Annotated in this window: 11 protein-coding genes; 9 read left to right on the top strand and 2 right to left on the bottom strand. The window is 59.4% G+C overall.

Annotated elements, in window-relative coordinates; translation table 11 throughout:
* Positions 1-50 precede the first annotated feature (50 nt).
* The 8 genes from AC1RKJ_RS07845 to AC1RKJ_RS07810 all read left to right on the top strand — a co-directional run bounded on the left by AC1RKJ_RS07845 (position 51) and on the right by AC1RKJ_RS07810 (position 9141).
* Positions 51-1532, top strand: a complete 1482-nt coding sequence (locus AC1RKJ_RS07845; RefSeq protein WP_492790509.1) for an FAD-binding oxidoreductase — start codon at positions 51-53, stop codon at positions 1530-1532.
* Between the two features lie 38 nt (positions 1533-1570).
* The gene (gene xylB / locus AC1RKJ_RS07840; protein WP_492790508.1) at positions 1571-3097 is read left to right on the top strand and encodes a xylulokinase; all 1527 of its coding nucleotides are present in this window, start codon (positions 1571-1573) and stop codon (positions 3095-3097) included.
* A 3-nt stretch (positions 3098-3100) separates the two neighbouring features.
* Positions 3101-4153, top strand: a complete 1053-nt coding sequence (locus AC1RKJ_RS07835; protein WP_492790507.1) for an ABC transporter ATP-binding protein — start codon at positions 3101-3103, stop codon at positions 4151-4153.
* Positions 4154-4208: 55 nt separating this feature from the next.
* The gene (locus tag AC1RKJ_RS07830) at positions 4209-5522 is read left to right on the top strand and encodes an ABC transporter substrate-binding protein (protein ID WP_492790506.1); all 1314 of its coding nucleotides are present in this window, start codon (positions 4209-4211) and stop codon (positions 5520-5522) included.
* Between the two features lie 64 nt (positions 5523-5586).
* Positions 5587-6447 (top strand): carbohydrate ABC transporter permease, encoded by an 861-nt coding sequence (locus AC1RKJ_RS07825; protein ID WP_492790505.1) that lies wholly within the window; start codon positions 5587-5589, stop codon positions 6445-6447.
* Positions 6447-7280, top strand: coding sequence for a carbohydrate ABC transporter permease (locus tag AC1RKJ_RS07820; RefSeq protein ID WP_492790504.1), 834 nt, complete (start codon positions 6447-6449; stop codon positions 7278-7280). The genes AC1RKJ_RS07825 and AC1RKJ_RS07820 overlap by 1 nt, the downstream gene beginning before the upstream one ends.
* A 2-nt stretch (positions 7281-7282) precedes the next feature.
* A complete protein-coding gene (locus AC1RKJ_RS07815; RefSeq protein WP_492790503.1) occupies positions 7283-8059 on the top strand; it encodes an SDR family NAD(P)-dependent oxidoreductase in 777 nt (258 codons plus the stop codon).
* Positions 8056-9141 carry a glycerol dehydrogenase gene (locus AC1RKJ_RS07810; RefSeq protein WP_492790502.1) on the top strand — a complete coding sequence of 362 codons (1086 nt, stop codon included), beginning with the start codon at positions 8056-8058 and terminating at the stop codon, positions 9139-9141. Before AC1RKJ_RS07815 ends, AC1RKJ_RS07810 begins: the two co-directional genes overlap by 4 nt.
* Positions 9142-9210: 69 nt before the next feature.
* On the opposite strand, the gene AC1RKJ_RS07805 is transcribed toward AC1RKJ_RS07810, so the two are convergent.
* Positions 9211-10272 (bottom strand): ketopantoate reductase family protein, encoded by a 1062-nt coding sequence (locus tag AC1RKJ_RS07805; protein WP_492790501.1) that lies wholly within the window; start codon positions 10270-10272, stop codon positions 9211-9213.
* Between the two features lie 285 nt (positions 10273-10557).
* Positions 10558-11460, bottom strand: coding sequence for a LysR family transcriptional regulator (locus tag AC1RKJ_RS07800; RefSeq protein WP_492790500.1), 903 nt, complete (start codon positions 11458-11460; stop codon positions 10558-10560).
* A 165-nt stretch (positions 11461-11625) separates the two neighbouring features.
* Here AC1RKJ_RS07800 and AC1RKJ_RS07795 point away from each other — a divergent pair, with 165 nt between their 5' ends.
* The gene (locus AC1RKJ_RS07795) at positions 11626-12837 is read left to right on the top strand and encodes an amino acid ABC transporter substrate-binding protein (RefSeq protein ID WP_492790499.1); all 1212 of its coding nucleotides are present in this window, start codon (positions 11626-11628) and stop codon (positions 12835-12837) included.
* Positions 12838-12854: the final 17 nt, after the last annotated feature.

Raw genomic sequence — 12854 nt, 5'->3', positions numbered from 1 at the left:
GGAGTACGTCGAGTGAGCGTGGCGAACTTGGCCTCCGAACAGGGGCTGTCATGACCGCAAACACCATCGTTGCCATTCGCAATACCGATCAGGTCGATGAAGGCCTGGCTCAGGCGTTCGCCACCATTGTCGGACCGGCGAACGTTCTGACGTCCTTCGACCAACGGCTTGGTTATTCAAGGGACCGGTTGCCGTTCGCCGTATTCCGCGAACGCGCGGGCGCAATTGCTGGAGCTGTGCCGCGCCTGGTTGTCCGCCCGGCGAACCAGGATGAAGTCGTTCGTATCGTTGAGCTTGCGAAAGCGCGCAGCATCGCATTGATTCCATATGGTAACGGCTCCGGCGTGCTCGGCGGCGCGATCCCGCTGGGCGGCGAGGTTATGGTGGACATCCGCCGGCTCGACCAGATTGTTTCGATCAATCCCACTGATGCGATGGTGACCGTGCAGGCGGGAATGAATGGTGCTGATTTCGAGCGTCAGCTCAATGAAGCCGGATACACCAGCGGGCATTTGCCGCAATCCATCGAGATATCGACCGTCGGCGGCTGGCTTGCTTGCCGTGGCGGCGGGCAGTTGAGCAGCCGTTACGGAAAAATCGAGGATATTGTCGTGGGCCTCAAGGCTGTGCTGCCAGACGGCACGCCGCTTGAAGTGCGGCCCGTTGCCCGGCGTTCGGTCGGTCCCTCCATCCGTGACCTGATCATCGGCAGCGAAGGCACCCTCGGGATTATCACCGAGGCGACGCTGCGTATCTTCAAGAAACCCGCCGTGGAACGCGGTATCGTGCTTGCGTTCCCGTCGTTGCAGTCCGCTTTGGACAGCGCGCGTCTCATCATGCAGGCCGAACTGCGCCCGTCGATTGTACGTCTTTATGATCGCGTCGAGAGCGACGAGCGCACCAAAGACATCGAACTGTTCAAAACCAAGCCGTTTCTCGCTGTCTTCCAGTTCAGTGGCAGCGAGCCTCTCGTGTCGGCCGAACAGGACATGTCGCTCAAAATCGCCGCAGCACAGGGCGGCGAGGTAGGACCCGATGGACCGTACCAACACTGGAAGCAAAACCGTTACGTTGCCTATTCCCAGAAGTGGCATGACGCCGGGTACTTCAACGACACGATTGAAGTGACCGGAAACTGGTCCACGATTCCTGCAATGTATGACGCGATTGGTAAGGCTGTGCGGGCGATTCATCCCGGTGTTCATTTTGGCGCGCACTGGTCGCACGTGTATCCGGAAGGTGCCTGCCAGTACATGACAGTGCGTTTGCCGCCCATGGCAGACGATCAGGCGCTGCCGATTCACCAGAAGCTCTGGGACGCGGTGCAGCAATTGACGCTGGATCATGGCGGCTCCATCGCGCATCACCACGGTGCGGGATTGTTCCGCAATCCCTGGATGAAGCGTGAACTGGGCTCAGGCCTTGCAGTGTTGCAGGCGATCAAGGATGCGATAGATCCGGAAAACCTGTTCAACCCGGGAAAGATCGGCTTGCGCGCGAGCGCGAATGCGAAAGACATTCGCCGTGATTGACATCGCGCGCACCTGCGCTGTTGGGGAGGGCGCGCGTCATGGCGGTGTCTGATCCTCTTCTGGTCGGCATCGATCTTGGTGCGGGCTCGCTCAAGATCAGCATCATCAAGAGCGATGGTTCGCTGGTCAGCGAAGCGTCCGCGCCGGTCGCGACATCGTCACCGCACGCGGGCTGGAGCGAGCAGAATCCCGATGACTGGTGGCTTGCAGCCTGCGACGCACTGCGTCGCGGGTTACAGACGTCGGGCCGCCCGGCCTCCGATATCGCCGCGATTTCATTTTCAGCCGGTGCCCATACCCAGGTGCTGGAGGATGCCGACGGTCGTGTGATCCGTCCGGCCATTCTCTGGAACGATCAGCGCAGTCGGGATGAAACGCAACAACTCCGCGAAAAGGCCGACGCCCGCATCCTTGAGATCGGTGCGAACCGTGCCAATCCGACCTGGACGCTGCCGCAGATGCTATGGCTGCGCACGCATGAGCCGGAGGCATTTGCCCGCGTAAAGCGCCTTTATGTCGCCAAGGATTGGCTCCGCGCGCAATTCACCGGCACATGGGAAACCGACACCATCGATGCGCTCGGCACCCTCATGCTGGATGCGCAAAGCGCCGAATGGTCGAAAGAACTGTGCGACATGATCGGCTGGCCGATGGCGACGTTGCCGCCGATCGTCAAGCCGAGCGCCGTGGTTGGCAAGGTCACGGCAATGGCAGCACAGGCGACGGGCCTCGCCGAAGGGACCCCGGTGGTTTGCGGCACATCGGACACGGCGGCGGAGACCTTTGGCGCCGGCATGGTGCGCGAAGGTATGGGTGTCGTGAAGCTCGCCACGGCCGCGACAGTGAATGTGTTGTCGCCGAAAGCGCGGCCGGACTTCTCGTTGATCAATTATTATCATGTCGTGCCGGATCATTGGTACGTCATCGCGGCAACCAATTCCTGCGCGTCGGCACATAAGTGGCTCCGCGACACGTTCTTTCGTCGCGAGGGTGAGGACGGAAGTGCTGTGTTCGACGCCATGGATGCGCGGGCGGCTGCGGTGCGCCCGGGTTCTGAGGGCCTGTTCTTTCACCCTTATCTCAACGGCGAACGCAGTCCATACTGGGATCCGCTGCTGCGCGCGGATTTTGTCGGAGCGGGCTTCAATCATGGTGGCGGCCATTTCGTTCGTGCTCTCTATGAAGGCGTGGCCTATTCCCTTCGCGATTGTCACGAGGTCATGAAATCGAAGGGACTCGGCTTCACAACCGCGCGCCTGACGGGCGGCGGAGCGCGAAGCGCCTTGTGGCGGCAGATCGTTGCCGACGTGCTGAACATCACCGTCGAGCTTCCTGCGGTGGCGGACGCCTCGTATGGCGCGGCATTGCTGGCAGGCGTTGGCATTGGCGTCTTCGAGAGTGAGCGCGCCGCCGCGGATGTCGTTCAAATCGTGTCGCGTGCGACGCCGAACCCGGTTCGTGCAGCGATCTACGATCAAGGTTTTCCCATCTACCGCGATATCCAGAAGGCGCTGGCGCCAATCAATCATCGCATCCACGGTTTCGTAGCCGGTCAGAGCAAGTGACGCATGTCAGAGATTAGACTGGAAAAGGTTCGCAAAGCGTATGGCCCGGTGGTCGCCGTTCACGGCGTCGATCTGACCATCCGCGACGGCGAGTTCGTTGTATTCCTGGGTCCTTCGGGTTGCGGAAAGTCTACCACGCTGCGGATGATGGCTGGCCTTGAGGAAATTACCTCGGGCAAGATCTTCATTGGTGATCGCGATGTCACGGCGCTGGAGCCGAAGGATCGCAACATCGCAATGGTGTTCCAGAATTACGCGCTCTATCCGCACAAGACGATCTACGAAAATCTCGCCTTCGGCCTGCGGATGCGGAAGATGGATCCGGCGCAGATCGATATGCGGGTCCAGCGCGCCGCAAAGATGCTTGGCCTCGACGAATTCCTGAAGCGCAAGCCAAAGCAGCTTTCTGGCGGCCAGATGCAGCGTGTTGCCCTCGGTCGCGCGCTTGTGCGCGAACCGGAAGTGTTTCTGCTCGACGAGCCGTTGTCGAACCTGGATGCCAAGTTGCGCGTGCGCATGCGCGAGGAGATCGCACGGCTGCATCAGGAAGTCGGCACCAGTATGGTGTACGTCACCCACGATCAGGTCGAGGCGATGACGCTCGCCAATCGCATTGTGATCATGCGCGACGGTCACGTGCAACAGGTCGGTGCGCCGCTCGAAGTCTACGATCGCCCAGTCAATCTGTTCGTCGCCGGCTTCATTGGCTCACCTGAAATGAACCTGATTGAGGGGCGTGCGGCGAACGGTGTGTTCGAAAGCGGCGCGCTGCGGATAGAACTGCCTGCGCAGTTTCAGGGCATCAACGAAGACATCGTGCTCGGCATCCGCCCGGAGCATGTCACGCTCGGCGAAGGTCCCGGTGCGCTCGCATTCGAGGTCGGCGTGATCGAGCAGCTCGGTGCACAAACTCTCGGCATCGGTGAGGTGAGCGGCGCGCGCCTGCGTATTCTCACGGATCGCGTCGATAACTGGACGTTCGGTCAGCGAATTCCCGTCCGGCTTCAGGCCGGGCGGCTCCATCTGTTTTCGAAATCTACAGGACAACGATTTTAGACGGCCAAGAAACTAAAACAAACATAAGGGGTGAATTGCCATGGGAGAAAAGGAAATGGCTAAGAACGGAAAATCGGGTATCGACCGCCGCATGCTCATCAAGGGCGCCGGTGCGGGGCTTGCCGCCAGCACGCTTGGCGCGCCGGTGGTTTGGGGGCAGGGCAAGAAGACGATCCGCTTCCTCAACACCGAAACGTCCATCGACAGCATTCGCGCGCTGAAGGTCGCATGTGCTGAGTACGAACGGATGACAGGCACACAGGTCGTCGTCGATTCCGTGCCGCTTGACGACGCTTTTACCAAGGTGACGACATCGCTGCGCGGCGGTCAGCCCTATGACATCGCGACGTTCGCATTTGTCGGCCACGTGTTGCTGCTGCAGGCGGAAGGGCATTTGATGCCGCTGACCGAACTGACCAGCAAGCACAAGTGGGGGCCGAAGATACTCTTCCCGATCAAGGGTGAAACCTACTGGTATCCCTACGATTACAACCTCGCATGGATCTACTATCGCAAGGACCTCTACGAGAAGAAGGGCCTGAGTGTTCCCAAGAACTGGGCTGACATGCTCAAGAACTCGCAGGCTCTGAATGAGGATGGCCGCGCGGGTTCCCTGTTCCCCATCGGCAGCAACGGCGCGACCAATTGGCTGTCGCCGGGCTTCATGTGGGCGGAAGGCGTCAAGCTGTTCGACGACAAATGGAATGTCGCCATCGACAATGCCGCCAACGCTCCGAAGGTCGCGGCCTATCTCGATTTCTTCGCCGATCTCTACAAGACGATGCCGTCCGGCACCAGCCAGGCAAGCTTCGGCGAAGTGCTCTCCAACTTCTCTTCAGACAAGGTCGGGCACACGGCCTACGCCGGCCGCATCATCGAGGCGCTCGAGCGCACGTCGCCGGCTCTCGCGACCAAGTACGGAATCATGCCGTATATGGACAGCGCGGGGAAGGCGAAAGCCGTCAATCACGGTTACGATGGATGGGTTGTGCTGAAGACGCCGAACTCCAGCGAATCGATGAAGTTCATGAAATGGTTCACCGAGAACCAGTACATCAACTTCCTGCACACCGCGCCGTTGCACTTCCAGCCGCCGCGCCTCGACGTCTATGAGGACGCTCGCTGGCGTGCTCACCCGCTGATCGAAAAGCACAAGGATGCCGTCGAGACGATGAAGAACTTCATCGTCGACAAATCGATGATCCTGACCTCGGTCGACACCGAGGGCCCGGCTCCGGATCTGCGTCCGGGTAAGGTGTTCGAGGGCTTCGTGATCCCCGAGATGCTGCAGAACCGTATCCTCAAGAACATGCCGGCAGCTGACTGCGTCAAGGCGGCAGGCGACAAGATGCGCAAGCTCACGGCATAAGAAACGCGTTTGCCAACTGCCCCGGCCGGATGCTCCCGGCCGGGCTTTTCCCGGAAAGACGAATTTGAGTTCGAAGACGACGATATACACCTTTCTGGTGATTGGACTTCTCGTGACGCTCGTTCTGATCGTCGCGCCGGTGGCCTATGCGATCAGCCTGAGCTTCTACAAGCTCGATTCGTTCGTCGGTGAGGCCAAGTGGGTCGGTCTCGATAATTACATCGCGATCCTGCAATTGCCGGAATTCTGGCGTGCGCTCTGGAATGGCGTCGTGTATTCGGCCGGCTCCATTGTGCTTCAGGTCGTGCTCGGCATCGGGTTTGCGCTGATCCTCAACGAGACGTTTCCGGGCCGCAATTTCGTGCGCGGATTATCCATTCTTCCCTATCTCCTGCCGACAGTGGTCGTCATCCTGACCTTCAAATGGATGGTGGATGGCAGCATCGGCATTCTCACCAAGACCATCGCGGCGTTGGGATTGCCGCCGGTGAATTGGTTTGAGAGCTCTGGCGCCGCGATGACATCGGTCATTCTGGTGAGCGTCTGGATGTGGACGCCGTTCGTTACGACCTGTTTTCTCGCGGCACTGCAAACTGTTCCCACGTCGCTCTACGAGGCCGCGCGGGTTGATGGAACGACCGCGGTCCAGCGCTTCTTCCACATTACACTTCCGATGCTGAAGCCGATTCTGACCGTTGTCGTGTTGTTGCGCGCGATCTGGATGTTCAACAAGTTCGATGTGATCTGGCTCCTGACGCGCGGTGGCCCGGTCGGTTCGACCGAGCATCTGGCGATCCTGTCCTATCGCCATGCCTTCAGCCTGTTCGACATCGGCGGGGGCGCGGCGATTGCAACGATCTCCTTCGCAATCCTGTCCGTCGCCGTATTTTTCTACTTTCGCATCTTCCCGCTGGAGGACGATTAATGGCTGCCGTCAAATCGCTCCCGGCCCGGCTCAGCCTCTATGGTGCTGCGATCGTTATCGCAATCTATTCGGCATTTCCGATCTACTGGATGTTCATCTCCAGTCTTCGGGAACCGACCAGCCTGCTCAGTACCGTCTCGCTGGTGCCGGGCCCGTTCACGCTGGAATATTATCGCAACCTGCTCGAACTGACTGATTACCCCACGCACTTCATGAACAGCGTGATCGTCGCGGTGGTGACGGTCGTCGTGACGATGATCTTCTCGATCATGATTGCCTATGCGGTGACCCGCCAGCGGATTCGCGGCAAGAAGCTGATCGTCGGCGCGATGCTCTATGCTTACATGTTTCCGCCGCTGCTGATCGCAATCCCGATGTTCACGATCTTCGCGCGCCTCGGCCTCAGCGACACCCTGATCGGCCTGATCGCGTCGCATTTGACGCTGACGCTGCCGTTGGGAGTCTGGTTCCTTTGGGGTTTCTTCAAGGGCATGCCTTTTGAGCTTGAGGAAGCCGCGATGGTCGACGGCTGCACACGGCTTGGTGCGTTCCTGAGAGTCGTTCTGCCGCTGTCGCTGCCGGGATTGATCACGGTTGCGATTTTCTCGTTCTTGCTGTCATGGACTGACTACACCTTCGCGCTGATCATGATCGGGAGTGATGCCAACAAGACGCTGCCGGTGGGATTGGCGTCGATGGTTGGTTCGTTTGACCTACGCTGGGGTGAAATCATGGCGGGATCGACCTTGATCGCGCTTCCGCTGTTTGCGGCATTCGTGATGCTGACGCAGTATTTCATTCAAGGTCTCGGCGCTGGCGCCGTAAAGGGTTGATCATGGATCTCGGACTGAAAGGCAAGGCTGCGCTGGTGACTGGAGCTGCGCGCGGCATCGGCAAGGCGGAAGCACTGGCATTGGCGGCGGAGGGCTGCTCCATTGCCATCAATGACATCGACAAGGATGCCGCCGACGCCACGGTTGCCGAATTGCGCGCAAGCGGGATCAAAGCCGTGGCCTGTGTTGGCGACGTATCGGAAGAAGCAGGCGCAGAGGCTGTGGTGCGCGCGGCACGTGAAGGTCTCGGTTATCTCGACATTCTGGTTAACAACGCTGGCGCGGGCGGCCGCCATCTTGGTCGCAACGCTGAAGACATGTCGATCGACGATTGGGATATCATCGTCCGCACGCACCTGCGCAGCACGTTCCTGTGCAGCAAGTATGCTGTGCCGTTGATGCGCGAACGTGGCTTCGGGCGGATCGTGAATACATCCTCTATGAACGTCACCGGAGGCGGCCGGCCCGGTGTGACGAACTATTCCGCCGCGAAGGCCGGTGTGATCGGCTTTACGCGGACGCTGGCCAAGGAAGTGGGCAGCGCAGGGATCACGGTCAACGCAATTGCTCCAGGGTATGTCGAAACCGCTTTGATTGCGGGCTTCTCGGCGGAAAAGCGAGCCATTATTGCGGGCCAGAATCCGCTCGGACGTTTCTGCCAGCCGGACGAAGTGGGATCGTTGATCGCGTTTTTATGTTCCACTCAGGCGGCTTTCATCAACGGCGCGCTGATCTGCATGGATGGCGGCAAGCGCGATTTCTTCTGGGGCGACCAATGACCATTCGCGCGTTCGGCGGGCCGCATCGTTACGTTCAGGGGCCGGGTGCCCTGGAACAACTTGCTACGCTTGTCCCGATGTATGGCCGGCGTCCGTTCGTTCTTGCAGATACCGCCGTTCTCGGATCATTGCGCGCGCAGCTTGAGGGGATTCTTAAGCCCTGCGTCGATGGATTGCAGTTCGCGGAGTTCTCAGGGGAATGCTCTTCGACTCAGATCGATGCAATGGCAAGCAAGGCCGATGCTGCGGCGAGTGACGTCGTGATCGCCATTGGCGGCGGCAAGGCGATCGACACTGCGAAGGGCGTTCGCATTCTGCGAGGGGGAGGGATTATCGTCGTGCCGACGGTGGCCTCCAACGATGCGCCGACCAGCCGGCTCGCCATCGTATACACGGATGACCACGTTCTGAAGGAAGTCAGGCTGATGCCGACCAATCCAGACGCGGTCGTCGTCGATACGTCGATAATCGCGCGCGCGCCGCGAAGGTTCTTTGTCGCAGGAATTGGCGACGCGCTTACAAAGAAGTTTGAAGCGGAGCAGTGCTACAACTCCGGTGGCTTGAATTTCTACAAGGAGCGGCCTGCGGCGCTCGCTGTATCGATTGCCGATCAGTGCTATCAGGTAATCCGTCGCGATGCGATTGCTTCTCTCGCGGCGGTGGATCGCAAGCAGCCCGATGCTGCGTTCGAGAACATTGTTGAGGCAACGATCCTGCTCAGCGGTCTCGGCTTCGAAAGCGGCGGTCTATCGATTGCGCACTCGCTGACGCGCGGCTTCTCGGCCATTCCCTCGCTCAACGGCGCGCTACACGGGGAGCAGGTGGCGTTCGGGCTTCTCGCACAACTCTGCCTCGAGCAGCGGTCGTCTGAATTCCTCACCGATATGGTCGCATTCTTTCGGGCAGTCGGTCTGCCCACGAGCCTTAAGGACCTAGGATTTTCAGGGAACGCGCAGGATGGTATTCGGATCATCGCGCAGCGGTCGATTGCCGAAGCGCCGTATCTGAAGCAGTTCGTTGGTGATGTAACAGAGCAAGGTCTTGTCGCGGCATTGGACAAGGCGAACTGCTGCGCGGGATAGCAGGGAGAGCTAGGTCCCTGAGCCAGAGCATAGGGTGAGTTGTCGCAAATGGGGCATCGCTCGCTGCGGTTATCCGCCTGATCCACCCGTGACGATCTTTTCGCTGAGCTTTTGATCGACGATTTGCACCGTGCGGTCGATTTCGGCATTGGGCATGCCTAGCTGCTGCGAAATCAGCTTCACCAGCAGATCGACCCGCTCAATGAACGGCGCACCACTTGCAACCGCGCGCGCTGCGGACGAGGGCTTGAGAAGGCTTTCCGCTGCTTTCGCGTACTTCTCGAATGGCACCGCATCCTGCGGGTCGGCTCCCAGACGCTGCGCGATTGCATCGACATGGGTGTAGATCGACTTCGAGAGTTTCAGATCACCGTGCACAGCGTCGCGGATCGGCTGAGGATCGTTTGGCGTGATGCAGCGGTAGTTGCCGGTCAACAGCATCGACCATTTCGCCAGCGGCACGAACAGTGAGTCGAACACCTTGAGCTTCACGGGAACGTCCTGGCCATCGAGCTTCACAGCGTCGATGTCCGCCTCCAGCTCCCGAAGCAGCTTGTTGTGCGCTTCGTCTTCAAATATCGCGGCCTTGAAATTTGTCGGCAAGCCCACGTGAAGGACGTTTGCCGGTTCCTCCGGTGGACGGAAGGCCTGTGGATCGGGCGAGCAGAGCGTCACCAGTCCCGGCTTGAAGCGTTCCCACACCTGAGCATTCGTATAGGCCTCTTCGAGATCCATGTCCGCCAGCGCCGGAATCCGCTTGAGATAGGGCAGGGGCGGCATGTTCATGATCGAAAGACAAGGCAACTTCGCCTCGGCGATTTTGATCATCAGAACCCGGATCGTATGGTTGGTGTATTGCGGCTCCTGCATGGCAAGAGCAACGAGGTCATACCGGGAAAGGTCGACCTTATCGGGTGAGGTCGCATCCAGTTTCCCGGGCAGATCGCGGGAAAAGATTGACCGGTGATTCGGCTCATCGCGAAGCTTGATACGAACTTCGGTGCCCTCGCGGTTGATCAATTCCGCAGTGTTCTTCCGGCAAACCAAAGTCACGTTGTGACCAGCCATAAGCAGCTTTGTTGCCAGCAGCGAGCCGTACGAGGCTCCAAGAATCAGAATATTGCGCGCCATGCTCGCTCGTCCTCAAATTACGTCTCTAGCCCAGATGGGGCTGGGAAATGTCGGTCACGTCAGAAACACCACCTGGGCGAAGGAACGGCGCAGGCCAAACCCTTAACATCACAGGGGAATAGCTCCTTTGGGCAAGGAGGCGTTGGTATCTACCGCAAGTCGATAGACATAACAATCATATAGGGGGCCGACTTTGACCGTCGCCGATGCGCATCCGGCCAAGTCGAAATGCAGACATATGAACATTTCTTCCAGTGTGATGCACCGCCACGGGGCCAGCCTCGTTCAAGTCTTGCGGTCTTTCATCCTCTCCATAAGAAGCTGCGCGACGCGAAGACCCGACGGCGTGGTATTTCTGGTTGCAAGCTGCACGAGCGTTACCTGCGTCGCTTCCAGACGTTTATCGCGCAATGGCACCGCTACAAGCGTGCCTGCGAGCAGTTCGGGCATGGCGGAGTCACGCGGCAGGAAGGTTCCTATATTGGCCTTCATGGCGATCGTGCGGAGGAAGGCAATCGAGTTTGTCTCGCTGTAGAGATCGAGCTGCACGTTGGCCTTGGCGCAAGCACGGTCGATCTCCTGGCGAATACCGAACGACGGGTCGGGCAGGATCACGCGCAAACCTGCGAGGTCTTTGACCGTGCAATACTCCTTACCTGCCATCGGATGACCGGGAGCGACCATGAGGCACAGCGATTGGCGCATACGCGCGAGTTCGATCAGGTCGCGCCGCGGTGCGCGCCCGAAAACGAGACCGAAATCGACTTCGTGCCGTCCGACCTTTTCCGCGACGCCGCTGGTGCCTGCGGTCGTGACCGTGATCGAGATGCCGGGATAGTCTTTTGAAAGATCGACCACGAAATCGGACACAAAGCTCGCGAGCAGACCTTCCACCGTTGCAAGTTTGACGTGGCCGCGCTGCAGCGAGTCGAATTCCTCCACCTGGGCGCGGATCCTGTCGAGCCTGTCCTCGCTTTCGACGGCATAGCGATAGAGCAGGTGGCCGGCGCCGGTCAGGCTCATGCCGCGCGCGCCCCGCTCGAACAGTTTCGCTGAAAGTTCGTCCTCAAGCCCCTGCACCTGCCGGCTGATGGCACTTGGTGCGATGCGCAACGATTCGGCCGCGCGCTTGATGGAGCCGCGCAGCGTGACCTCCCGAAAGTATCGCAAAGCTGTTGATTCAATCATGTTTCGTGTCCCTGAGGGGCCTCGTTGCTTGCCCGGAAAGAATGCAGGCGTTGCATAGCATTCGAATTTTCAGACCGCTCGGTTCGAAATTCAATGCTTTTATTCGACCCCTCAATTTGTCATGCTTTCTTCAGGTCCCGCTCTCGGTCCCGATGGAGAATTTGGATGACTCATTTCCGGCTTGCATCACTTCGCTTGAATGCGCTTCTTCTCGCCGCCTGTTTCGGGCTATCCTCCTCTGCTGCGATGGCGCAGGATGTCATCAAGTTCGGCGCGCCGCTTCCGCTGACTGGCCCGCTGGCGCCCGAGGCCATCAAACAGCAGCAGGGATACGACCTCTGGGCCGAGCAGGCCAACAAGGCTGGCGGTATTTCGGTCGGCGGCAAGAAGTACAAAGTCGAGATCGTCTACGCCGACTACCAGTCGAACACACCGCGCGCGGTGCAGACCACCGAGCAGATGATCACGCAGAACAATGTCAACTTCCTGTTCAGTCCGTTCGGTTCGGGCGCCGCCAAGGCCGGCAGCAGCGTCTCCGAGAAATACAAGGTGCCAACTATTGCATCGACCGCGTCTTCCGCGCAGGTCTACGACCAGGGCTACAAGTATTTGTTCGGGACCTTTACGCCGAACGACACGCTGACCACACCGCTGACGCAAATCGTCAAGGCCAAGGCGGCGGATGTGAAGAAGGTCGCCATTCTGGCGCGCAACGATCTCTTCCCGCTGGCGATTGCGCAGGAAATGGAAAAGTCGGCCAAGGCTAACGGCCTTGAGGTCGTCTACTTCGAGAAATACGCGATCAACACGCTGGATCACTCGGCGACGCTATCGCAGATCAAATCGCTCGCACCGCAGTGGGTTTTCGTAACCGGCTACATCAATGATCTGCTGCTGGTCCGCAAGCAGATGAGCGATCAGCAGATCAAGGCCAGCGTGGTCTCGATGATCGCCGGTCCCGCGTATCAGGAGTTCATCGATGCCGCTGGTGCGAGCGGCGAGAACATCACGAGCGCGGCCTGGTGGCATCCGGCCGCACAATATTCCGGCAAGGACATTTTCGGCACCACCGCGAATTACGTGAAACTGTTCCGTGAGAAGTTCAAGTCGGATCCCGACTATGCGCAGGCCTCCGCGTCTGTTTCCGGCGCGCTGTTCCAGATGGCCATCGAACGGGCCGGTTCGCTGGACCGGGACAAGGTGCGTGACGAACTTGCCAAGCTGAACGAAATGACCTTCTGGGGACCGGTGAAGTTCGGCCCCACCGGACAGATCGATTCACTGGAGCCGCCCGTATTCCAGCTTCAGGGCGGCAAGGCCGTGGTTCTCTCACCTGCGATTATCAAGCAGGGCGAATTCAAGCTCGGCGTCAACTGATACGCCGTAGCTGAGGA

Source organism: Afipia sp. GW822-FHT04G07 (genome assembly GCF_058800765.1).
This window is presented reverse-complemented; position numbering and strand designations above follow the sequence as displayed.